Source organism: Geodermatophilus amargosae, from assembly GCF_041028265.1.
GTDB classification, from domain to species: Bacteria; Actinomycetota; Actinomycetes; order Mycobacteriales; family Geodermatophilaceae; genus Geodermatophilus; species Geodermatophilus amargosae_A.
In genome coordinates this window covers 408,680-432,757 of the sequence record NZ_JABGCW010000003.1, presented here as the reverse complement: position 1 = coordinate 432,757, position 24,078 = coordinate 408,680, and the positions used below count along the sequence as shown (strand labels likewise).

The window sequence follows — 24,078 nt, the reverse complement described above, 5'->3', positions numbered from 1 at the left end:
GAGTCACTGGCCTAGGTTGAGGGCAACGGCGTCCGGACGATACGAGCAGTTGCCTGACGGGGGAGCACGGTGGTCAAAGCAAGCGAAACGAACCTTCAGGAGCTCTTGGAGGGCGCGCGGCAGTACAGGGTGCCGCTCTACCAACGGACCTACGCATGGACCGCCGTCCAGCTGGAACGACTCTGGGGTGACCTTGTCCAGATCGCCGAGGACCGGGTCGGCGACCCCAAGGCCAGTCACTTTATCGGTTCCCTAGTGCTAGCGCCGAGTCCGTCCAACGGCCCTACGGGCGTTCCGGAGTTCCTTGTCGTCGACGGCCAGCAGCGTCTGACGACCCTCACGGTCCTGCTAGCGGCTATTCGTGATCATCGAGTCGCAACCGAGTCAGCGGAGCACCGCGAGCGCATCAATGAGCTGTACTTGAGCAACAAGTTCAAGCCCGAGGCGCAGCGGATCAAGCTGGTTCCGACGCAGGCCGACCGGCCGCAGTACAACGCGGTCATCGACGGGACACCGGCCAGCGGTGCGAGCGCCGTCCTCGACGCCTACCGCTTCTTCAGAAGCCGGCTCGTCGCTGCAGACGACCCGGAAGATCCGCATGACATCGAAAGGCTCGAGGACGCGGTGCTCCGCGGGCTTGCTCTCGTGTCGGTGACGGCGCAGGCCGGGGACAACGCGCACCGCATCTTCGAGTCCCTGAACAACACGGGGTTGCGCCTGACGCAGGGCGACCTGCTCCGCAACTACCTCTTCATGCGACTGCCCACGCGTGGGGAGCAGGTCTATGAGTCAACGTGGCTGCCGCTGCAGGAGTCGCTGACGAGCGACGAGCTGGAGCTGCTCTTCTGGCTCGACTTGGTGCAGCAAGACCCGGCCCACAGGCAGGCCGATACCTATGCAGCCCAGCAGCAGCGGCTCAACAAGCTCCATGACGAGAAGGACATCGAGGCGGAAGTTCTGCGCTTCCGGCGCCTCGGCGGTCTGTTGAGGGTCATCCTCAACCCCGAGCTGGAGCAGCACTCAGGTGTGCGCCTCCGCCTGGAGAGGCTGAAGGCTTGGGGCACGACGACTGTCTACCCGCTCTTGCTGCGCCTGCTTGACCTGAGGGACAGAGGCGAGGCGACGTCAGAGCAAGTCGCCGCGGCTGCGCTCTACGTCGAGAGCTACCTGGTTCGCCGGCTGATCGTCGGACGTGCCACGCAGGGCCTCAATCGCATCCTGCTCGCGACGGTCCACGAGATGCCCCAAGACTTGCCCGTCGAGGAAGCCGTCCGTGTCTACCTGTCAACGGGACGCAAGCACTACGGGTCGGACGCCGACGTCACTGCCGCGGTAGCAACCGCGCCGTTCTACCTGACCGGACGACCCAATCAGCGGAACCTGGTTCTGCGCTGGCTGGAGGAGTCATACGAGAGCAAAGAGCCGGTGGCGCTGGGAGGTCTGACGATCGAGCACGTCCTGCCTCAGACGCTGACGGACTCGTGGATCGCCGAGCTTGACCTCGAGGCGGGGGAGGACGCCGAGCAGATGCATGCCGAGCTGGTCCACACCCTCGCGAACTTGACTTTGACGGGCTATAACAGCGTGCTCAGCAACAGTCCTTTCCACGTCAAGCGCGAGCAGCTTGCTACGAGTGGTCTTCGGATGAACCAGGAGATCGCGAAGGAGGACCACTGGGGTGTCTCGCAGCTGAAGGCACGCGCGGCCCGACTGGCTGCCCGAATCACCGAGACGTGGCCCGGACCCGTCGCCGGCGCCCTGCCGGCGGGAGGGCCGAACTGGCCGCTACTGGCGACCGCGCTCGCGGCCCTTCCTGCGGGGTCCTGGACCAGTTACGGGGATCTGGCCGCCCTCATCGGCAGCCATGCCGTTCCCGTAGGCCAGTACATCGCCGGAAACCCGGTGCCGAACGCCCACCGAGTCCTGAAGGCCGCCGGTGTGGTATCACCGGACTTCCGATGGCTTGAGCCCGGGCGTACCGACAGCCCCGAACAGATGCTTCGCGACGAGGGCGTCGAGTTCGATGAATCAGGGCGGGCATCGAAAGCTCAGCGCTTCACCAGCAGCGAGCTTGCTGCTCTGGTCGGGATGGAGCCTGAGATCCTGCCCACCGAACTTTCGGTTCCTGCCTCGGATACGCAGATCGACCTGCGTGACACCTTCATCGCGCAACTAGGCGAAGCCCAGAGCCCAGAAGCGGTTCATGGCGTACTTGCGCTTCTCGACGGCTGGACGAGGTTGGGTGGCCGTCTCGAGTTCGGGGAGGCAGGCGAAGTCTCTTGCTACCTGATGGCCACCGACGCGACCCGGCTTAGCGAGAAGGTCTGGCCCTTCACGATCTATCCCTCGGGGAAGGTCGAAGTCGTCTTCCAGTACATGCTGTACCGGCCGCCGTTCGACCGATGGGAACTGCGTGACGAGTTTCGCCGGCGTCTCAACCAGGTGCCCGGCGTCGACCTCCCTGTCGCCAAGGTCTCCATGCGCCCTGGGTTCCACGTCGACTTGACCATCGCGAAGTCGTCCCGCGATGGCTTGCTGGCCCACCTGAATTGGTTCAGGCGTATCGCCGTCGCGACGCCCGAGGAGGAATCAGCAGCGGCATCCGAGACGTCTATCATGCCTGCGTAAGGACGTCGTTGAGCCGAGGGGAGCCGCGTGGCTGCCGCGTACAGGTACGGGCGCCCCGCACTCCGTCCGCAAGACCGAGGGCACGGCCAGGCGTCTCTTGAGGTGGCGCCTGACTGCTCGCGACCTCTGCCGCCACGCCCGCGACGACTATCGGAAGGCTCTCGGCGAAATGGCGCAGGTCCCGGAAATGGTGCCGCCCATACGGGCCGGATCCACACGGTGGGGTGAGACGGCGCAGTCGCAAGCCGACGCATCGATGTTCCAGGGCAGGCGAAAGCAGGTGTCGCTCGGCTGGAAATGGCTCGCCAAGACGGGGGAGGCGAGGCGCGTCGGGCTAGCGAACAAGTTCCCGAGACAATGATGCTGAGGGTCGTCCGGTGTCTTTCACGCTTGGGGGAATGCCTCGATGGTGCCGATTCTGTTTTTTGCGGCGGCAGGTCTGCTGGTCGGCGGTGGAGCCGGCGGTGGCTGGCTTCTTTGGCAGAAGGGGAACCAGGCGGCGGCTAAGGAGTTGCAGGCCCAAGACGCGGCGAACCTGAAGCGATTGTTGGAAGGTGAGATCGACCTGGCGGAGTTGAAGCGACAAGCCAAGCAGGCTGGCGTGGACGTCGACGCCGTCATGGCCGGCTACGAAAAGATGAAGGCGAAGCAGCTCAAGCCTGAAGACGTGGTCCGGCTGGTGACTGAAGGGTGCTTGCCGGTGCCGGGCGACGGTTCGGGCAAGAAGCCGAGCATGCTGCCTGAAGGCGTCGACGCCGTCAGTAACGCTGAGTTCCGGGCTTGGGCGCGGGCCAACGGCCATGAAGTAAAGGATCGGGGGCAGGTCCCGGAGCGCATCAAGGCCGCCTACCGGGACGCGCACCGGTGAGTGTGCGGCGCTAGCTGCGACGCGGTGCCCGCCGCCACGCCCGAGGCGAAGATCACTCTGCGCCCGGGCAGGGGGCGGGAGACCGGCATGCGGCAGTCCGCGACCAGGAGCGCCTTGGTCCCACCTCGAGAGCAGGGCCGACCCGACGGAATGACTCGCATCCGATAGGAGTCATGCGGGTCGCGGTCTGTGATTAGCTCGCGGCAGTCTGCAACGGGGAGCGAAGAAGCTTGTTCGGATACACGGCGGAGCAGGTCAGGACGAGCTACGGGTACCACCCGGAAGCGCAGGATGCCTCGGAGCTTGCCGTAGTCGTTCCTGGTGGCGACGCGCTGTTCGTCGGGCCAAACCGGTTTGAGCATCGCGACCTCTTTGGGGAAGTGCGCCACTTAGGCCAAGCTGAAGTCGAACTCCCCGAGGGGGTGTACTGGTTTTCGGGCCTCACGCAGACCAGGGCCCTTGTCGTCTCTCAGGGAGCGCCCGCCGGCACCAGCCAGTGCCTCGCGACCGAAGTGCTCCCAGAAGATCACGCCCTGCGCGACGTAGAGGCGTGGATGGACCATCTCTGGCCGGGTGGAGCCGAGGTTCCAGCGCCGCTGTTCGCGGTTAACGACGACGTCGCAGTCGTCAGTACCGGCCGTGACCACCCCGTACGAGGCCGCCGGTTCTCGGGCGGGCAATGGATCTACGAACTCCGGGTGGACGGGCGGCTGGTCACCTTTGGCGAGGACTCGCTGACCGGGCTGCACTCGAGCGACACGGTCCACGACTGGATCAGGCAGCCTCCCGACACGGCCCGACGTCTGAGCGCGACGCTGACGCGCGAAAAGCTTGCCGGCGCATTCACCGACACGCTGTTCTCGTTTCGTGCCACGCGGACCATTTTCCGCGCATACCAGTTCCGCCCGGTCATCCGCATGCTCGAGTCGGGTAAGTCCCGCATCCTCATCGCCGATGAGGTAGGGCTCGGCAAGACCATCGAGGCAGGCCTCGTATGGACAGAGCTCGAGGCGCGCAAATCTGCCGATCGGGTGCTTGTCGTGTGCCCGGCATCGCTGGTTGCGAAGTGGCGTCGGGAAATGGAAGACAGGTTCGGCTTTCAGCTCGTGGAGCTCTCAGGCGCAACGGCCACCGACTTCGAGCAGCGGGCACGGGAGCAGCGCCTGCCGCGACGCTTCGCGTACATCGCCAGCCTTGAGAGCTTCCGCAGGTGGGAATCACTGGACGAACTGATTGACCTGGCGGGGCCGTTGAGTCTCGCAATCGTTGACGAAGCACACAACATGAGGAACGCCAGCACGGCGTCCCATCAGGCTGGCGCGCTGCTGAGCGACTGGGCCGAGGCACTCGTCCTGCTGACTGCAACCCCGATCAACCTGCGTAACGAGGACCTGTACAACCTGCTGGAATTGCTTGCCCCCGGGGACTTCGGTGACGTCGGGTCCCTAGAGCTCCAGCTGGAACCGAACGTTGTCTTGAATCGCGTGGGTGCGCTGCTCGCGGCCCCGGATGCCGATGGCGTCGCTCGTCTGCGGGCACTAGACGAGATGCGTTCTCTCTCCATGGGGCGCCCGTTGGTCAGGCGGAGCGAATTCGCGTCGCTGCGCGAACTTGTGGGACAAGACGAGCTGAGTGCACGAGAGATCGTGCAGGCGCGGCGCTACCTCTCCGAGCTCAACGTCCTCTCGTCGGTCTTCACTCGCACCCGACGCGCCGAGGTGGACGAGAAGAAGGCAGTCCGGCATGCCATGGACACGCAAGTGGCGTGGACCGCGGCGGAGGCGCGGTTCTACGACGAGTACGTCACCTGGTGCCGTAACCGCGCCGCGGCGGCTGGTCAGCCAGCCGGCTTCGCGATGCAGATGCCGCTTCGCCTTGCCTCGGCTTGCCTTCCTGCCGCGAGAGATGCGGTTCTGCAGTGGGGCCTGGGGGAGGAGGTCTCTGACGAGGACTCGACCACCGTGCCGTCTGCAACGGCGAAGCCTCCGATGCTCCGGCCGCACGTGCAGCTCTTAAAGGCAGCGGACGAGGTGGCTGGCATCGACAGCAAGTTTGACGCCGTCGTTCCGAAGCTGCTCGAGGTTATCGACTCAGGACGTCGAGCGTTGCTCTTCACCTTCTCGCGTCCGACGCTCGCCTATCTCGAGGCACGCCTGCGGGGCCGCTGCCGAGTGGCAATCCTTCACGGTGGTGTCGACCGTGACCGCAGAAACCAGATCATGGCGGACTTCCGTGACGGTCGGTACGACCTCGTGCTGGCCAACAAGGTGGCCAGTGAGGGTCTGGACTTCGAGTTCTGCTCCGCGGTCGTGAACTACGACTTGCCGTGGAACCCGATGGAGGTCGAGCAGCGAATCGGGCGCATCGATCGGATCGGGCAAGCGGAAGAGAGAGTCTCGATCCTCAATGTCTGGTGCCCGGCGGCCCTGGATGACCGCATCAAGCAGCGGCTTCTCTCTCGGATCGGCGTTTTCGAGGGCAGCATCGGAGCGCTGGAACCGATCGTCACGGACCACCTAAAGGCGCTTCAGGACGTCGTCTTCGACTTCGATCTCAGCGACGAGCAGCGAGCGGCGAAAGCGGACCAAGCCCTGGCCGCAATCGAGGAGCAGCGCAGCAGTCTCGAAGATCTCGAGACGGCAACACCGTTCTTGCTTGGGGCGTCGACCGACGATGTCGCCGGCCTGGAACGGAACCTCGTGGCGTCCGGTCGGTACGTCGGCGCCGCCGAGCTCCAGCACCTACTCGAGGACTGGGCCTCCATCTGTCAGGCGCCACCTCCGGTCGTGATCGATGGCGGCGTGAGCCTGCGCCTCCGAGGCAACCGCGACATGGCCGATCGACTTCATCGGCTCGTGGTCGACGAGAGGTTGAGCCGGGATGAGGCGGGTCCCTATGTGCGCGCGCTCCGAAACGAGGAGTTGCTGTATCTCGCGCTGGACCAGGAAACGGCCCGCCAGAACCAAACGATGGACCTGCTGTCGGCCCGGCACCCGCTTGCCCTAGCTGCTGCCAACGTGCCCGAGCACCGTCGCGCTCGCTTCGCAGTCGTCCGTGTGGCGGGTCGGGGAGAGCTGGAAGTTGGAACCTTCGTCGTCCAGCTGGCGGTGGCGCGATGGGAGGCGCCTCGCGCGGGCCAGGAGATCTGGGGATCTGCGGTGACGACGGATGGTCGGCTCGTGAGCGATGAGTACGTGAATGTTCTGCTCGCTCGCCTAGCTACCGGTGAGCTTCAGCAGGGCCAGGGGCCCATCCCTGCATCGCTCTCCAGATGCGTGGACTCCCTTCAGGACCTGATGGACGGGCGGATGCTTCACGAGAACGACAGGCGGCGCGTTGAGATCTCCTCGCTCATCGACTCCCGAAGGGTGCTCCTTGAGGACCAGCACCAACGAGCGCGCGCCGCGATTCAGGCGCGGAGACTGACAGCTCTCGAACGCGGTAAGAGTCGAGGTGTGAAGCTCTTCGACAGCCAGCTGGCTCGCCGCGAGGAGGCTCACCGACAGACGCTCAGCGACCTCGACAATGCCGGGGCGCCGGACGTGACGGTGTCTCCGCTTGCTGTCTGTGTGCTTGAGGTGTGCGAGTGAGCGGTCAGGATCCAGCCGTCCTTGCGGACGAACGGGCACGGAACAAGCGGTACGTGCAGACCTTGACGGACAAGGCGAAACGGGCGGTAAGGGTCGCCAAGCCGCGCGTGTCCGAAGCAAGGCAGGGCAGGAAGGGTGTGCCACAGCTTGAGCGTCCGATGCCCCAACCATTCGTGGGACGCATGGGACTGACTGCACCCGACCCAACACTCAACACGGACGACGTCTACATCGGCCAGTGGTTTGCCCAGGAGCGCGACTTCGTGGTCATCAGCTGGGCTGCGCCCGCAGCGGACGCCTATTACGGCCACGGTGACGGTTCAAATTTGTTGGGGGATGTGCAGATCACGCGGGCTTTCACGTCCCGCGGTGACGACATCGTGGCCTACGACGACGAGCGCCGGGACTCGGGGGACGCGAAGACGGCTTTCGATAGGAAGGTGGCGCTAGTGGTGCCGCGACCGCCGGTGGCGGTCAGGCCCACGCAGGTCCCGGACGGCAGCGAGCCCCCGGCGGCGCCTGCCCCGCGCGAGAACATGCCGGCGAGGCTGACTGGTAGCCCACCCCAAGCGGCATCGCCCGCACATGTGGCCCCAACGAAGTCCGCGCCGCCGAGCGCTACTTCCGCCCCTGACGCAAAGGCCCTGAGGCATAGGGAGGCGCTCCTCCGCATCCTGGCCCTTCCCCGCCGGGCAGAACTGCACCACGTGCTCGCAACCTTGCAGCCGCGACAGCACGACTTGGTCAAATGGGATCCGGCGGCGCCGCTCGTGGTGCAAGGTCACCCCGGCGCCGGCAAGACGATCGTCGCGGTGCACCGTGCCGCCTACCTGACGCACCCGCAGCGAGCGGGCACCCCGATCGTGGGCAAGGTGCTCCTGCTCGGTCCCACCGACAACTACGTGAAGCATACTAAGCGTGCGGTGCGCGAGCTCGCGCCCGATGACGGGGTCATCGTGCGCAGCCTCGACGATGTGTTCCAAAAGCTCATGCCCGAGCTCGATGTGGCAAGCGGTGCTGAAGACAGCCGGGCGGAGACCTATCGGGACTTCGATCGAGAGCTGTGCACGCTGGTCGATTCCGCAGCCGACATGCTGCGACGGCGAGGTCGGCTCGACCACGCCAGTTCGAGGTCAGAGGCGGCGCGCCTGGTTTATGAGGAGATGGTCGCCAAGTCGGCCTTCGCCCCGCCCGACTGGATTTCTTACCTGCGCGCGCTCCCCACCTGGAGCGCGGCTCTTCGCAGGCATCGTCTGTCGCCGCTCTTGGCGTACTGCGGGCTCGCATCCGGCAAGCATCGCTTCGAGTCGCCGGGGCACGTCATCGTCGACGAGGCCCAGGATGTGCGGCCGATCGAATGGCGCATCCTGCGCTTGCTCGTCCGCCCCGACGCCGGGTGGACACTCGTCGGCGACATGAATCAGCGGCGATCGGATCACAGCGCCCTGTCGTGGCGACAGAGCCTGGAGTTTCTGGACCTTGACGTCGAAACGCACATCGAGGATTACCGCAGCGTCTTCAGGTCGACGACGGCCATTCACAAGTTCGCTGGTCATCTTCTTCCGAGGCACGAACGGCATGGCGTGTCGGTACAGGGGGAGGGGCGTCTTCCTGTCACTTTGAAAGTACGTCCGGCCGACATGGCCCGGGCCGTGGTCACGGCAGGGGCCAGGCTGGCACGGAACCACCATGGAGGCACGGTGGCTGTGATTGGCGTGGAGGGCGGGTCGCTCCGTTCAGCGTTCGCCAGCCACGGTTGGCGGGCTCGAGCGGCGGGCAGCGATGAGTACTCGGACGGTCAGCTGACGGTGCGGGTGCTCTCTGCGAATGATGCGCGTGGCCTTGAGTTTGATGCCGTCGTTGTAGTTGAGCCGTCTGACTTCCCGACAAACTTGCGGGGACACGGGCTTCTGTACACGAGCCTGACGCGAGCCAACCGTTCCCTCGCAGTGGTGCATTCGAAGGCGCTACCGGATGGGCTTCGACGTGCCCCTGCCGACAGAATCAACTAGCCCACGCCACCGAGAGTTCGGTTTCCGAAGAACTCAGTGCCGGTCGAAGTCTTTCGTTTTCTGCGGAGGGCTTCGCGATGAGGTCGCTGGCGCGTGCGAAAACCGTGGGGGCGCTTCTGCGTAGAGGCGAGGAAATCGACGAAGGGTGTCGAAGAGTCGGCCAAGTGACAAAGATTCGCGGCCGCCTTTTCAGTCCAGGCGGTCACGTCGTGGTCAGCTGATACGGCTCCGCGAGCGACGTTCTACGAAAGCAGCGTGTCGCTGATGATCCTCTTGGCCCCGGAAGGCCTTGAACTCGCCTAGGCGCCAGCTAACGCGGTTAGCGCGTGCTCTTGTCTCAATATCGAAGTCTCTGCCAATAATCTGAACTCGTTTTGCGATCTCATCAATGCTGAGCCGACCACCGACCAGCTGATAGATGCGGTCAGCCGTCAGCCAACCGCCGTGGTCGCGCAGTAGGCGGTAGACCTCGTCATGCATCTTCCGCTCGGCACTCAAGCGCGCGGGGTCGCCTTCCATGCGCAGTGCGCTAGCGATAGAGGATCCGACGGCTCTCGCTACGGGCGGAGGAAACGCGTTCCCGATCTGCCGATAACGCGAAGTCTTGCGGCCCGTGAAGACCCATTGCTCATATTCAGGTCCTGACCACCCCTGTAGCCGTTGGACCATCTCACAGGTCAGCTTCGGCCCCCTGCCATGGGCTGGAACCACGAAGTCCTCGTCCGGAGCCGTATCGGCCAAACCATGCCCGTCGACGCCCAGAGCAGCCCACGCGCGCTTGGCCCTTGTGGGCCCCAGGTCCGCACCACCGTGCTTCTTGCTACCGCCGACGATCGTGGGAGCAATGCCCTTGGCGTCCGCGGCCCAATCCGCAGCACCAGGCCAGCCGTTCGCTTCCATCATTGGGAGCAGGGCGCTACCTACGGTCTCCTGAGTAGGCTTCCCCTCGGGCCATTCAAAGTAGGGAGCGAACTTTCGCTTAAGGGCGACGAGGACAAAGCGGGGTCGTAACTGGGGGACACCGAAGTCCCGAGCCTCCAGAAGTTCCCAGTCAGCGACGTATCCGAAGTCCTCAAATCGGTCGATGACGGCCTGCCTGTACGCCGCGAACCGAGGGGACGATAGTCCACGGACGTTCTCAAGAAGGACCGCCTGTGGCTTCATGCGGCCCGCTAGCTCGACCGCCCAGGCGAATAGGTCGCGCTCGTCCGTTGCGCCGAGCTGTTTGCCGGCAATCGAGAAGGGAGGGCAGGGGACGCCTCCAGCCAGGAGCGCTACGCCCTTGTGTTCTGCTGGATCCCAGACGTCGACGTCCGCCACGTCTCCCGTTCGAACCAAGTCAGCGGCCCGTCGCTCGGCCTCGGCGCTGACTGATGGGTCCGTCTTGCTCAGGTTTAGATCTCGCGCGACTTCCTCCTTGAGCAGCCGGGCGAAGTTGACCTGCAGAGTGGCGGAGGCAGCCGGGTCGAGTTCGATGGCGAGCTCGTGACGGAAGCCTGCCAGGTGCAGCCCGAGTGACTGACCGCCCGCCCCGGCACAGATCTCGACAACACTGAGGTCTGTCACAGGTTCTCCTTGGCTGCGTTCTCCGTCGCCTGGCGCGGCCGTCGCCGTGGTCCGACCGCTGGGCGTGCGCTGCAGCGTGGCCGACCGCTTCATGGGCACACTTTCAGTCATGCAGGGAGGCCCGATCGACGAGAGCGCCGCTGCGGTTCGCGTACCGCGCCCGCCTGACCCGGGGCGCTCGAGAAACATGCGCGCCATCCGGCGGGCTGACACGAAGCCGGAACTTGCCCTTCGGTCGGCACTGCATCGAGCGGGCTTCCGATTCCGGAAGGACCATCGGCTGGATCTCGACGGTGTTCGCGTGCGCCCCGATGTGGTGTTCACCCGACGGCGCGTGGCGGTCTTCGTCGACGGCTGCTTCTGGCACGTCTGTCCCACGCATGGTCGTCAGCCAGAGACGAATGACTGGTACTGGACTCCCAAACTGAGGCGCAATGTTGAGCGCGACAAGATCGCGAACGAGGCGCTGACCTCGGCCGGCTGGCGTGTCCTGCGCGTCTGGGAGCACACGCCCATCGAAGCGGCGGTCGACCTTGTGGTTGCCGCCCTCGAACATGCCTCCGAGGCTAACTGACCCCCGTGACACAACCGGGGAAGGGGATTCGCAAGTGACGGTTGCTTTCGCAGCGACAGGCCGAGACGCGAGCACGCTCACCGGGCGGGTTGGCCGGTTGTCCGGGAGGACCGTCGGGATGGGTGCCGCAGCCAGTCCCGGGCCCAGAAGCGCCGTCCGCGTGGTGAGGCGGTGATGGCTAGGCGGGGAAGGGGTGCTCTCGCGCGCGAGGGTGATGTTGAGTGCCCTGGCGGTGCGGTGGAGCGTCGGAGGAACCGGCGAGTCTTCCTGACCTCAGCCCTCCAGATGCTTGTGCACGGCAAGCCGCGCCGCATGGGGCAGGCGGCGGTAATCCGCCCAGAGGCGCTCTTCTGGAGGCTGCGGGCGCCTGCCTTGCCGGATCCAAGCGTGCAGGCGGGTGCGCTGCTCCGGCTCCAGCGCATCGATGGCCTCGAGCAGGTTGTTCGGTGCGGCGTCATCCCGAGCCGCAACGTGACACCGGTCGCAGGCCGTTGCGAGCTGCGCTGCTCCGCCGTCGAGAGGCTCGACACGGGACAGTGTCAACTTGGCCGTTCGAAGTGAATCGTCGGGATAGGTCTCGCCACCACTGACTCCGCAGTACACGCAGGCATAATTGTCCGCCGCGAATACCGCCCGCCGCTCCTTATCGCTGACCGATGCCTTCTGCTTGGAGACGTAGTTTGGGTCCCACACCGGGCCGCCTTCTTGAAGAAGGCGCAGCTCATCAACCGATAAGGAGCGGTCCTCCCGGTACGTCGCGATGATCCAGCCTTCGGTGCGGAGGTCCCGCATCCGGCGATCGATCTGCTCTACGTTTGGAAACGCCTCGCGTAGCTGCGACTTCGTAAATACGCCGCCCTCGCCAACCTCGCTGTGCAGCCAAAGGGCGGCACGAACGCGGGTGCCCTTCGACGACGTCTTCCAGTCCGGCACTGTCATGCGCTCATGATGCGGCATCGTGGCGCCTTCCCGGCGTCTCTGCCGACCGCGAGCCTCGTTCGAGGGACTCGGTCCGTGCGCCTGCTGTACCTGAGGTCCTGAGGCGTGTAGTAAGCGATGGAAGCTGATTTCCGGACCTGCGGAGAGTAGATGAACCCCCTAGCGCCACCCAACGCTGCCGATGTACGCCAGCTCGCTGAGGCGCGGCTTGCAGCGGTCAGCGAGGAGCAGGGACTGCAGGAGACGGTCACGATCGAGTGGCGCGGACAGCAGCGACCCGTGCAGGTGATCACGATGCCTGTGAACGTTCTCAGCTACAACCCCGGCACTCATCGCGTGCGTGCCCAGCGGTCGCTTGACCCTGTGCGGGATCGCGAGCTAGACAGCAACCCATTCGGAGAGGCCGCGCAGGCGTACCTGCATCACCTGCTGATGGGCGACCCGGCCGACCCCAAGAAGGTCGACCCGGCTTTTGAGGCGCTGAAGGAAGACCTCCGCCTCCACGGCCAGAACGAGCCCGGAATCATCACGCGCGACGGCGTGCTCATCAACGCCAACACCCGATGTGCAGCCCTCCGGGAGCTCGGTCAGGAGCACATCCGGGTAGGCGTCCTCCCCACTGATGCGGGTATCGAGGACATCCAGTCTATTGAGCTTTCCCTGCAGCTGCGCAGGGATCACAAGCGCGACTATTCGTTCGTAAACTTTCTCCTTGCCGTCGATGAGCGAGTGGTGGCTGGCCGCCCTGTTGCTGAGATTCAGCGGGACTTCCGTATCAAGGCTGCCACCTTTGAGCGGTCACGCTGGATTCTTACGTTCATTCGGGAAGCCATAAAGCGCAGTGAGACGCTGGACGCAAGCGGCCAGCCTCTGGCATTGCGTCTCGTCGATTTCGAGACGGACAAGGGGAAGCTCGAGGAGCTCCACAGGTCCTATACGGCCCTCAAGGCAAAGTCACCCGAGGATGCCGAGGCTCTGCGGGAGCAGCGGCTGCTGGCGGTAGCGCTGGGCAAGTCGAAGACAGATGTGCGCTTGATCGAGGCGGACTTTGCAGAGCGCTATATGAAGGACGTGCTACCCAAGCCAAAGGTGGCCAGCCCCTCGGGGCTCAAAATCCCAGGCACCACGATCTCGGTCGCGGGACCGAGCCAGAAGGTCGAGACGCTTCGCACTCTGACCGACCAGGTGCTGCAGGCTCGTGCGGTCGAGCTTGGACAGGGAGCAGCGACGCCGGCCGCGGTTGCGGCCGCGCACGCCACGCTGAAGAAGGTGGACGAGGCGCTCGATGTTGCGCTGACTCAGGCAGGCAAGCAAGGCCGGGTGATCAAGAAGAGGTTCGCAGCCGCAGACCGCCTGTCCGATGCCAATGAGGCCCTTGAGCTGTCACATTCTGCAGTTGCCGACGCCCGCTCGACGAGCAACTTCAACCCGGAGGACCTTGAGGATGCCCTTGTACAGCTCCGGGCTAATGTCGTGAGGTTGGCGCAGCTGGTGACCCGAGGGAACGACAGCAAGAGCGACGGCGTTAGTTGGCTGCGGGCGGTGGCGAGCATGCCGGACACGGCTTCGTGACAGCACATGCTTGATCTCCGCTTCTCGACCCGGGCGGGCCGCGTAGAGATTGCCTCCGACGCTGGCAGCACGGCACATCTCCAAACGCTGCGCAGCCGATTCGTCAGCAGCGCGAGCATCCATATGCACGCGTTCGATGTCGACATTGACGACCTGCTCGTGAACCTCCACGAACTGGCGCGATGGCCGACCACGGACGAGGACGTCCGCTGGCAGCCTGCACTCTTGTCCCTGGTCCAGGACAACGCTTCGGATGCCGCAGTGATCGCGTCTCGGCTTGACGCCGGTGACGCGTCACCATTGCCGCCTGCACCCAAGCTCGGAGAGCCTTGGGACGCATCATTGACAGGCTTTCAGCAGCGGGATTTAGCAAGGCTGTTCGAGCTAGGTCACGGGGCAAACTTCAGCGTGCCGGGGGCAGGTAAGACCCGGGTAACTCTCGCGCTGTTCCAGGCACGCCGTGATGCAAGTGGCATCGAGCGGATGCTGGTTGTTTGCCCGAAGGCGGCATTTGAGAGCTGGCAGGTCGAATCGGCGATCTGCTTCCCTGAGTCGCCGTTGCGCGTCGCAATCATGGATGGCCCGACGGCGCCGGTGTGCGACGTTCTTCTGGTCAACTACGAAAGACTTCCGGACGCCGAGGCCGCGCTCATCCAGTGGCTTCAGGGGCGCCCGGCGATGCTCGTCCTAGACGAAGCGCATCGGATGAAACTTGGCTCCGCCGGCGCGTGGGGCGCGGCCTGCCTGGCGCTCGGGCCCTATGCCACCACGCGGCTGATTCTTAGCGGGACCCCGGCGCCAAACGGGGTCAAAGACCTCGAGAACCTGTTTTCGTTCGTCTGGCCTGGGCAGGGCCGCTCGGCTGTAGCTCGAGCCGTCGTCGGCAACGACCTGCGCACTGCGAGCACGCTTCTGAAGCCACTGTTCGTGCGCACGACCAAGCTCGAGCTTCAGCTGCCACCGGTTGAGACCGCTGTTCGCAGGGTCGATCTGCCGCCGCTGCACAAGGAGCTGTACGCCGCCCTGCGCGGCGACATGTCCGGACGATGGCGCGGCGGCGAGCAGGACGTGGAAGCACTCGGTCGGGTTCTCCTCTACCTGCTCATGGCAGCGACGACGCCAGCCTTGCTGGCGGCTGGGGCGAGCCCACATGAGCCCCTCCCATACCGCGTGCCCCCGCTCCAGCCTCCGGAAGGCTCTTCGTTGGCGGAGCTTCTGAGGGATCTGCCGCATTACGAGATGTCGCCCAAGTATCAAGAGGTGCTGAGCATCGTCGCGACGAACGCGGCAGCCGGGCGAAAGACGCTTGTCTGGTCCACCTTCGTCCGGAACTTGAAGTCGCTGGAGCGACTTCTCGCTTCATTCAGTCCGGCTATTGTCCATGGTGGATCAGATAACCGAGCCGAGCAGATACATCGCTTCAGGCAGGATCCGAGTTGCATGGTCCTGCTCTCGAACCCGGCGACACTTGGGGAGGGCATCAGCCTCCACCAAGTGTGTCACGATGCCGTTTATGTGGACCGGGACTTCGCCGCCGGTCGCTTCCTGCAAAGTCTTGACCGCATCCATCGGCTCGGCTTGGGCGATGACGTGGTTACACGCATTACGGTCCTCGTCGCCAACGAGACCATCGACGAGTACGTGGAACAGCGGCTCGCCGCCAAGCTGCAGTTCCTAGGGGGAGTCCTCGACGATCAAGCGGTCCTCCAACTGGGCGATTTGGAGGAGGAGCCGAGCGCCTCGGTTGGCATGGACAGCGCCGACCTGCGGGCACTCCTAGGCCACCTCAATGGCAGTCCTTCCACCTGACGGAGTCGTTCGGGCAGCTGAGCGATGGCTCCGGTTGCTCGATCGCTCGACTGTCGCTCAAGCTGCGGCTCTCATCAGAGCTGATGTCTCGTACACGGATTTGTCCCCGACGCAGTACTCGATGGCGTTCGACTGGCTTCGAACCATAGGTTTGCTCGTGGAAGGGCCGTACGGTCCGACGCTGCAACGGGGTGTGCAAGGGCTCCCGCTGCCACAAGCTCGGCAGCTTCTCTTTCAGAGAGCGCTGGAGAGTGCGGCTCCGGCTTGGCTTCGTGACGCGGATCTCCTCGTCCCAGACGAGACTGAGCTGCCGCAAGATGCCCTGAGCCTTGCCGAGTCACTCGGCGTTGAAAACGGAGCTGCCCTGCTGGCCATTCGACAGGCTCACGGCAAGATCGACCTGGAGGCCCGGGCGCGGGTGGGATTGGCCGGTGAGCGGGCGCTCCTGAAGTACCTCGAATCCGTGCGGCCAGGTTCGACGAGTCACGTGGCGCTTGAATCTGATGGTTTTGGCTACGACATTGTTCTGGTCGGCGATGATGGACCGTGGCATCTGGAGGTCAAATCAACGACCAGGCAAGGTCGCATCATCATCTATGTAAGTCGGCACGAGTATGAAGTGAGTATTGCCGATCCTGCATGGCGGTTGATAATCGTAGTGCTCGATGAAGACCACAACCTCGCCAAGCTTGGCACCGTGGATTTTGTGCGGGTGCGCGACCGCTTGCCACGTGACGTGGCGCTAGGCGCTCGTTGGGAAAGCGTCCGTATTGAGCTGCGGCAGGACGAGCTGTTGGCCGGTCTCGACCTGTCTGGTGGCCTGCAGCATCGCAAGCATTCTTCGGCGACCGCCGACGCGGCGTGGACGACCACACATGTGGAGTGGCAGTCACCAATTTCGGTGGCTGGGCGCGATGGCGGCCCCCTCGGTGAGTTGCACGTCTCGCCGCGTGCAGGCGCCTGAGTGTCGAGGTTCATGGCAGCCTTGCGCACCTGTCGGCGGTACGAGGCGGCCGCCGACCAGCTGGCCAACATGGTGCGGACGGGGCCTGCGTGACCCGTTGGGAGTACACGGACCGCGGCGGTCCGAACCCTCAGAGCTGGGCTGAAATGCTGCCCGGGAACGGAGACCACGGGGAATGCGCATGACCGGATCGAAGCGGCGGTGACCGCGCGGCGGTTCCCGGACGAGCCGGTGTCCGGCTCGTACGCCGAGCGCCTCTTCGCCGAGGCGCTGCAGGAACAGCTTCCGGACGACGCCGTCCTCTTCTGCAACCTTCGCTTCAGTGATGGCAGGGAGGACCGGGAGGCGGACGTGATCGTCGCGTGGCCCGGCGTGGGCGTCGCGGTGGTCGAGGTCAAGGGCGGCAGCGTGTCGCTGGACCGCGGGGAGTGGCGGCAACGCCAGGACGGCGTCGACAGCGTCATCCACCCGGTCGACCAGGCGGTGGCCTGCAAGTACCTCCTCTGCGACTACCTGGCCGACCATCCCCGCTGGTCCGCCGGCCGTCCGCGTACCGCCCACCTCGTCGCGGTGCCGGCCACAACGTTGCCCGGCGACTTCATGGCACCCGGCCTGGCGCGATGGATGGCGCTAGACAAGACCGACGTCCCGCACGCCGCGGCCCGCATCCGCGCGGCGCTGGAAAAGGTCCGTGACAAGCCGGACCCGCCCACCGCCGAGGACGTCGACCAGCTGGTCGACTGCCTCGCCGGGACGGCGATCCCGCAGCAGCACCTCCTCGCCGCGCTGGCCGAGCGCGAGGCCGCCTGCGACCTGCTCATGAGGGACCAGGCCAAGGTGCTCGACCTGCTCACCGCGTACCACCGGGTGGAAATCCGTGGCGGAGCCGGCTCGGGCAAGACGTGGCTGGCGGTGGAGAAGGCTCGCCGGCTCGCCGCAGAGGGCCAGCGGGTCGCGCTCATGTGCTACTCGCGCGGGCTGGCCGAGTTCCTTAAGCGGCGCGTGGAGAAGCTGCCGAAGCGGCAGCGGCCGGCGTATGTCGGCACCTTCCACAATCTTGGCATCGGCTGGGGCGTGCCCGCCGGGTCCGACGACGACAGCCGGTACTGGGAGGAGTTCCTCCCGGCCGAGATGGTGAAGCTGGCCGGAGCCCTGCCCGAGGAGCAGCGGTTCGACGCCGTCGTCATCGACGAGGGGCAGGACTTCGCGCAGAGCTGGTGGGACGCCGTTCTCGCGGCACTGCGCGATCCCGACCACGGATGCCTCTATGTCTTCTCGGACGAGGGGCAGCGCATCTTCGCCCGCCAGGGGCGGCCGACCGTCGACCTCATGCCGATCCCGCTCAACGAGAACCTGCGCAACACCAAGCAGATCGCCGGCACCTTCTCCAGCCTCGCGCCGGAGCAGATGCGCATCCGCGGGCAAGCTGGGGTGCCGGTGCGGTTCGTGCAGTGCGCGCCAGAAGAGGCGGTCAGCGCCGCCGACGACGCGGCCGACGCACTGCTCGAGGAGGGCTGGCCGCCGGAGGCCGTGGCGCTGCTGACCACGCACCGCCGCCATCCCGTGCAGGCCGAGCGCCAGGCGGAGGGGCAGGACGCCTACTGGGCGACCTACTGGCAGGACGACGACCTCTTCTACGGGCACGTGCTGGGGTTCAAGGGCCTCGAGCGGCCGGCCGTCGTCCTCGCGGTCAACGGCTTCCGGGACGAGGCGCGGGCACGGGAGATGCTCTACGTCGGCCTCTCCCGGGCGCGCGACCTGCTGGTCGTCTGCGGCGACCTGGAGCTGATCCGCCGCGTCGGCGGCGAGGCGGTCGTCCGACGGCTGACCTCTACCGGTTGAGCCCGGCAGAGCGCCAACCGCGTCGTAGCCGGGCGTCCGCTCGTCGATCCGGATGATCGATCGCTGTCCTGACTTGAGTCGAACCGGCCAGGTGCCGTCTTCGTCTCTAGGCGCAGCCGCGGGTGCTCATGTGGCTGATCTGCGTTGCGCCGGTCCCTGCCGATAGAGACAGGCGGCATGCCGCGGACGCTCTCGGAGCGTCCCCACAAGAACGGAAGGGGCGTCCATGTCCTCGAAGCCCATGCCGGCCGAGACGCCGAGTGTCCGCAGGCCGATGCGTCCCCGCGTCGTGCGACTCGTGGACATCGGCCTCGATCCTGCGTTCGACGCCTCCATGTCCTTCGTGCAGGCGACCCTGCACAACATCAACGCGGGCGCCGAAAGCCCGATCGTCGAAGTGGAGTTCGTGCGCTCGCGGGACCTCCTCACCGTGGGGATGGCCTTCACCGCGCCGGCTCACGTGCTGCACGTCATGGCACACGGTGGCGCCTACGGAGACGCCGGCCCGACCTTCGAGAGCAGTGACCAGCGGACGTCCTACTCACTCGACAGGCTGGCTGATGACGTCGTCCGACTGGGACGAGGTATCCGCACATCGACTGTCTTCGCAGATGGCTGCAGGACCGCCACGGCGCCCTGGCAGCGTGCCTTGGAGCACGTGCTCCAGGGGCCGATCACCTACATCGGGACGACCAGCAACATCGGCTGGCACGAGGCGACCGTCTTCGGCGCCATGTTCTACGGGGTGCTGTACCGCAACAAGGGCAAGGGGACGGACCCTGCTGAGGCGGCCATGTCCGCGGCTCAGAAGGCGGCCGCTGCCTACACCGACCTGCTGGGGAGGAATTGCCCGTACAAGGCCACGACCCTCGAACCCAGCCAGTGGGCGTTGGAGAACGTCCGTCCGACCGGGGACTGACATCGGCAGGCCGCGCCGGTCCTCCGAGGTCCACGCGGCAGGTCAGCTCGATCGAGCACTGAGACACATCGAGGAGTCGCATGTCCGCAAGACCAGCCGTCGCTGAGTTGCTGGCCGGAGTCCGCGGCGTCACGGCCGTCGACCCGAGGGCCGACCGTCGGAACTCCGTGAACAACACCGTCATCCGGTGCGTCTACGACGGCAAGCGTGCCGTCGCTGTGGGGACAACCACCAAGAACCAGATCGAAGGCCTGCTCGACCTCGTCGACCTCCATCTCCACGGCGCCGATGTCCTCGACGACACGGCCGTGGCCCCGGACGAGGTCGTGCTCCTCCTGGTCCAGGACGATCCGGACACCGAAGCCGAAGGGGCCCTGAGGACCCTGGCGGCGCAGCTCAAGGCACCGTTCTCCGTCGTCCTCAAGCGACTGACCAGCCGAGGCGAGGTCCTGCCGATCAGTGGGGGCGGGCTCGACGACCTGGGCGACCACGAGAAGTACCGGTACACGGAGTGGCGCCAGTATCTGCTGAATCTCGGCGAGCAGCCGCCGGCGCTGGTCGCTCGACTCCTCGCGGCTGTCCCGCGCGAGGAGTTCCGTGCTTATCCGATGCTGACCAGGACGAACTGGTGGTCGCTCCGGCTCGAAGGGCTGGAGGTCGCCCAGGTCGGTCCCCGACAGGGGCGGCTCGACGTCGGTCGTGACTACGAGGGGAGGAGCGGCCCGGAGCGCACCACCTGGCTCTCGATCGTGCCCGAGGGGATGCTGCAGGTCACGGACGAGGACGCTTCCGTCACCCGAGCCGCCGCCGCGATCAACGCTTTCGCCGACGCCTGGAACGAGGCGCTGACCGACCAGCCCGCGAAGCAGAAGGAGCACACCCTCGAGGCGAGAGTTCTGCGAGGTCTGGTGCCCGTGCACGCGTCGACGGGCCGGCTCGAGCTCTTGCAGCCGTCGGGCGACCTGAGGGTCAACTGGGGTAGCCAGTTCCCGACGCGCTGGGGACGGACGGCCTCGAACGCGGGCCGCTACCTCGATGCGCTCATGCGGGACGGCTCCACGCCGTGGGCGCTCGAGCTCAAGACCGAGGGATCGGCGGGGGTGGCCGGTTACTACCGGCATGCGGTCGGGCAGGCCGTCCTCTACCGCCACTTCATCCGGCAGGCGGTCCACCTGGCGCCGTGGTTCGACCGGTTCGGCCTCGACCACACCGCTTGCCGTGCTGCCGTCGTGGTCCCCGAGTACCGAGCCGAGACCGCCGCGTGGGGTGAGCGCCTTCAACGCGTGTGTGAGGTCTTCGACGTGGAGCTGATCACCGTTCCGGAACGTTACGCACGTGCCGGGGTGCTCACCGCCTGACCAGCCGGTCGGACCAGTGTCCGCAGTGTCCTCCGGAGCCGGACAGGGCAGAGGCCGTCCCACCGTGCGCTCACATGCGGTGGGACGGCCTCGCGCGCGAGCGGCGGAACTTGGCACACCAGTCCGCAGTGGTCAGCTCCCGTGAGGTCGCTCGCACTTGCTTGAGTAAGCCGTCGCTCGCCTGACCCGAAAGGGTGAGCGCACCCTGCCTTCCGTCGGTCCCGCCCGGTACGACTTCCGAGGACTCCGATCCGATCGAGTTCCGTTGGTCCGAGGGTGTGCGACAGCGGGGACGTCCCGCAGGTGGGGGAGACGTGTTCCGGGAGCCGCTGCGCCGCGATCCGCTCGTCGTCGGATGGGCGGCGGTTCTGCTCCTGGCCGGCTTCGTCGCACTCAGCAACAACACCGAGTGGAGCGGCTCCCTCCAGCCCGACCTCGTCGCCGGCTTCCTCAAGGACCTCGCCGAGGCCTTCCTCTGGTCCTTCTTCCTCCTCCTGCTCCTCGCCTGGCTGCGGGCTAGGGCTTGGCGCGACACCGGCGGCGGCCGCGGACCCACGCGCGGACCGCGCCCGCCCGAGCGGCGGGACTCATCGCTGCCGTGGACCGACCGCTGGATCCGCGACTGGCGCGAGGAGGCCGCCTCCGGCAGGACGGCGATCGGGGCGGAGCCGCAGCTGCTCGCCTGCCGGCACGGCATCGCGGCCGACGCAGGCGCCTCCGACACCCAGGTGCCCGTCCTGCGCGCCCTCTCGGTCAGCCACGCGATCGTCCGCCCGGGCTCGGCCGTCCTCGTCACCTGGTGCTTCGAGCACGCCCGCGACGTCGTCGTCGACGGCCGCGGCGGCCACCCGCCGTGCGGCGAGGCGCTGGTGCACGTGCACGCCAGCCGCCGCATCGAGGTCACCGGCCGCAACCGCTTCTCGACGACGCCCGCGGCCACGCCCGTCGTCGTCGCGGTGGCCGTCCCGCAGCTCGACCTGCCTTCCGTCGCCGCGCCCCCGCCGGTGTCCCTGCACGCCGACGTCGCCGCCACCGTCGGCGCCCCCTCGCTCGTCACCCAGCGGCTCGACGCCTTCTGGGCCACCCAGGACGCACTGCACCCGCGGATCGAGGTGTCGCCGCGGCTCGTCGGCGTGCCCGGGTCCCTCGTCGACAGCCTGCGCCGCGCCACCCGGAAGGACCCCCGGTGAAGTACCCCAGCCGCGCCTCCATCTCCGAACACCTCCTCACCGTCGCCGGCGCCAACCGCGAGGTCCTGCGCGAGGCGCCCAAGGAGCGCGGCAAGCAGGTCGCGATGGGCGCGGTGCTGCTCTCCACCGCCGGCCTCGCCGTGGTGTCGGCGAGCTATGCGCTCCACATCGCCCTGCACCTGTGGGTGCCGGTCGCCGTCCTCGGCGGCCTCGTGTGGGGCCTGGTCATCCTCAACCTCGACCGCTGGCTCGTCGTCTCCTCGCCGCGCCTCAAGCACTGGTGGAGCACGCTGGCCATGGCGATGCCGCGCGTGGTGCTCGCCGTCCTCATCGGCGCCGTCGTCTCCACGCCGCTGACGCTCGCCGTCTTCAGCGCCGAGATCGCCACCGAGGTGGAGGTCATGGCCGCCGAGGCCGAGGACGAGTTCAACCAGCGCATGCAGGCGGACAGCCGGACGGTGGACCTGCGGGACAACCAGGCGCGGATCGCCGAGCTCGAGGCCGACCTCGCCGATGGCGTCACCCCGGCCGACGTGGATGCCGACTCAGCCGTCGTCGCCCTGCAGGAGCAGCTGACCGAGACGAGAGGACGGTTCGAGACGGCCGAGCAGGAGTACCAGCTCGAGCTCGACGGCCGGGGTGGCAGCGGTGTCGCCGGCGACGGCCCCGCCACGGCGGCGAAGAAGCTGGTCCGCGACCGCCTCGAGCAGGAGGTGACCACGCTGACCCAGCAGCTCGCCGACCTCAAGAGCGAGGTGCAGGCGCGGCTGGAGGAAGAGGAAGTCCAGAAGACGATCGACCAGCAGAACGAGATCGCGGTCCTGCGCGCGGACGCAGTCTCGCTCCAGGAGCGACTCGACCTCGAGGTCGCCGCGCACGAGGCGGCGGTCGACGACAGCGACGGCATCCTCGCCCGGCTCACCGCGATGTCCCGCCTGGAGGAGGGCAACCCGACCCTCGCGACGGCGCACCGGCTGCTGTTCTGGTTCATGACGGCGATCGAGTGCCTGCCGATCCTGTTCAAGACGATGCTCGCGCTCGGTCCGCCGTCCCTCTACGAACGCCTGCTCGCGCAGGGCGACGAGAAGGTCGAGGAGCGGGTGCGGCTGCGCATGCAGTCGGAGTACGAGGAGGCAGAGGTGCTGGCGCGGTCGGCGCTGGCGGCTGCCGAGGCGCGGGCGGCGCGCACGCTGGAGGCGGAGTCGCGCGCGACCGGGATGGTGCTCGACGCCCAGCTCGAGGTGACCAAGCAGGGCGTCGAGCGGTGGCGGGACCAGCAGGTCGCCCGCTCACACCACGTGAACGGCACCGTCCTCACGAAGCACTAACCGAGTCCCGCGACGACAACCCGGGCCGCCTCCGCGATCAGGGTGTCGTCGTGCTCGGCGTCCGGCTCGTCCCGGCTCGACATCACGGCCAGCACGATCGGCGCCCGCCCGGGCGGGGTGAGCACCGCGATGTCGTTGCGGGTGCCGTAGGCGCCGGTGTCGGTCTTGTCACCGACCTCCCAGTCGGCGGGCACGCCGGCGCGGATCAGCGCGTCGCCGGTGGTGTTGCGCCGCAGCCCGTCGGCCAGCAGGGCGCGGTCGTCCGCGGCGGCGCCGTCCACCGCGTAGAACCGCAGCGAGGCGGCCAGGGCGCGCGGCGTCGTCGTGTCCCGGGGATCGCCGGGGACGGCGCCGTTGAGGTCCGGCTCGGTGCGTGCGACCTCGGTGACGTCGTCACCGATGGCCTCGAGTGCCGCGTCGAGCCCGGCCGGGCCGCCGAGTTCCCGCAGCAGCAGGTTCAGCGCGGTGTTGTCGCTAAAGCGAACCGCGGCGTCGCAGAGCTCGGCCAGCGTCATGGCGCTCCCGACCCGGCCCTCCGTCACCGGCGCGTACCCCGCGGCGAGGTCGCCGGCCGTGATCGGGACGCTACGCTCCAGGTCCGCCGGCGACGTCTGCGCCAGCAGCGCTCCGACGGCGAGCGCCTTGATCGTGCTGGCGTGGGCGAAGCGCTCGTCGGCCCGGTGCTGCAGCGTCCGCCCCGAGCTGGTGTCGACGGCGAACAGCCCGAGCCGCGCGTCGAACCGCGCCTCCAGCGCGGCGAGGTCCGCGGCTACGTCGGCGGTGGGTGTGCTCGTCGCGGCCGGCACGGTCGTCGGCGGCGGAGGCGCGGCCTCCGGTGAGCTGCACGCCGCGACGGCGAGGAGGGCGCACGCGAGACCGGCCCACCGTCGGTCAGCGGTCGGGAGCGGCACCCGGACGT

16 protein-coding genes are annotated in these 24,078 nt (G+C 66.8%); 13 read left to right on the top strand and 3 right to left on the bottom strand.

Annotation, left to right across the window (positions count from 1 at the left end):
- Positions 1-69 precede the first annotated feature (69 nt).
- The 4 genes from HLV61_RS05375 to HLV61_RS05360 all read left to right on the top strand — a co-directional run bounded on the left by HLV61_RS05375 (position 70) and on the right by HLV61_RS05360 (position 9,098).
- Positions 70-2,628 (top strand): GmrSD restriction endonuclease domain-containing protein, encoded by a 2,559-nt coding sequence (locus HLV61_RS05375; RefSeq protein WP_369253357.1) that lies wholly within the window; start codon positions 70-72, stop codon positions 2,626-2,628.
- 406 nt (positions 2,629-3,034) lie between these two features.
- Positions 3,035-3,496 carry an Lsr2 family DNA-binding protein gene (locus HLV61_RS05370; protein ID WP_369253356.1) on the top strand — a complete coding sequence of 154 codons (462 nt, stop codon included), beginning with the start codon at positions 3,035-3,037 and terminating at the stop codon, positions 3,494-3,496.
- 230 nt (positions 3,497-3,726) lie between these two features.
- Positions 3,727-7,086 (top strand): DEAD/DEAH box helicase, encoded by a 3,360-nt coding sequence (locus tag HLV61_RS05365; protein WP_369253355.1) that lies wholly within the window; start codon positions 3,727-3,729, stop codon positions 7,084-7,086.
- Positions 7,083-9,098, top strand: coding sequence for a UvrD-helicase domain-containing protein (locus HLV61_RS05360; RefSeq protein ID WP_369253354.1), 2,016 nt, complete (start codon positions 7,083-7,085; stop codon positions 9,096-9,098). The genes HLV61_RS05365 and HLV61_RS05360 overlap by 4 nt, the downstream gene beginning before the upstream one ends.
- A gap of 213 nt (positions 9,099-9,311) precedes the next feature.
- Here HLV61_RS05360 and HLV61_RS05355 read toward each other — a convergent pair whose 3' ends face one another.
- The gene (locus HLV61_RS05355) at positions 9,312-10,664 is read right to left on the bottom strand and encodes a DNA cytosine methyltransferase (protein WP_369253353.1); all 1,353 of its coding nucleotides are present in this window, start codon (positions 10,662-10,664) and stop codon (positions 9,312-9,314) included.
- Between the two features lie 76 nt (positions 10,665-10,740).
- On the opposite strand from HLV61_RS05355, the gene HLV61_RS05350 reads away from it, so the two are divergent.
- Positions 10,741-11,238: a very short patch repair endonuclease gene (locus HLV61_RS05350; protein WP_369253352.1), complete on the top strand. Its 498-nt coding sequence runs from the start codon at positions 10,741-10,743 to the stop codon at positions 11,236-11,238.
- A 273-nt stretch (positions 11,239-11,511) separates the two neighbouring features.
- Here the strand turns inward: HLV61_RS05350 and HLV61_RS05345 are convergent, their stop codons facing one another.
- On the bottom strand, positions 11,512-12,177 hold the full coding sequence (locus HLV61_RS05345) for an HNH endonuclease (protein ID WP_369253351.1): 666 nt from the start codon (positions 12,175-12,177) through the stop codon (positions 11,512-11,514).
- 150 nt (positions 12,178-12,327) lie between these two features.
- Here HLV61_RS05345 and HLV61_RS05340 point away from each other — a divergent pair, with 150 nt between their 5' ends.
- The 8 genes from HLV61_RS05340 to HLV61_RS05305 all read left to right on the top strand — a co-directional run bounded on the left by HLV61_RS05340 (position 12,328) and on the right by HLV61_RS05305 (position 23,159).
- Entirely contained in the window at positions 12,328-13,749 is a 1,422-nt protein-coding gene (locus HLV61_RS05340) for a transcriptional regulator (RefSeq protein WP_369253350.1), read from the top strand.
- Positions 13,750-13,755: 6 nt separating this feature from the next.
- On the top strand, positions 13,756-15,558 hold the full coding sequence (locus HLV61_RS05335; RefSeq protein WP_369253349.1) for a DEAD/DEAH box helicase: 1,803 nt from the start codon (positions 13,756-13,758) through the stop codon (positions 15,556-15,558).
- A 121-nt stretch (positions 15,559-15,679) separates the two neighbouring features.
- Positions 15,680-16,522, top strand: a complete 843-nt coding sequence (locus tag HLV61_RS05330) for a protein NO VEIN domain-containing protein (RefSeq protein WP_369253348.1) — start codon at positions 15,680-15,682, stop codon at positions 16,520-16,522.
- A gap of 201 nt (positions 16,523-16,723) precedes the next feature.
- Positions 16,724-18,364 (top strand): nuclease-related domain-containing DEAD/DEAH box helicase, encoded by a 1,641-nt coding sequence (locus HLV61_RS05325; protein WP_369253347.1) that lies wholly within the window; start codon positions 16,724-16,726, stop codon positions 18,362-18,364.
- A gap of 298 nt (positions 18,365-18,662) precedes the next feature.
- On the top strand, positions 18,663-19,283 hold the full coding sequence (locus HLV61_RS05320) for a hypothetical protein (protein ID WP_369253346.1): 621 nt from the start codon (positions 18,663-18,665) through the stop codon (positions 19,281-19,283).
- A 167-nt stretch (positions 19,284-19,450) separates the two neighbouring features.
- A complete protein-coding gene (locus HLV61_RS05315) occupies positions 19,451-20,641 on the top strand; it encodes a hypothetical protein (RefSeq protein ID WP_369253345.1) in 1,191 nt (396 codons plus the stop codon).
- A gap of 314 nt (positions 20,642-20,955) precedes the next feature.
- Positions 20,956-21,831 carry a hypothetical protein gene (locus HLV61_RS05310; RefSeq protein WP_369253344.1) on the top strand — a complete coding sequence of 292 codons (876 nt, stop codon included), beginning with the start codon at positions 20,956-20,958 and terminating at the stop codon, positions 21,829-21,831.
- Positions 21,828-23,159, top strand: a complete 1,332-nt coding sequence (locus HLV61_RS05305; RefSeq protein WP_369253343.1) for a DUF4407 domain-containing protein — start codon at positions 21,828-21,830, stop codon at positions 23,157-23,159. The genes HLV61_RS05310 and HLV61_RS05305 overlap by 4 nt, the downstream gene beginning before the upstream one ends.
- Here HLV61_RS05305 and bla read toward each other — a convergent pair.
- Positions 23,156-24,070 (bottom strand): class A beta-lactamase, encoded by a 915-nt coding sequence (gene bla, locus HLV61_RS05300; protein ID WP_440284468.1) that lies wholly within the window; start codon positions 24,068-24,070, stop codon positions 23,156-23,158. The two genes, HLV61_RS05305 and bla, sit on opposite strands and share 4 nt — an antisense overlap.
- Between the last annotated feature and the right edge of the window lie 8 nt (positions 24,071-24,078).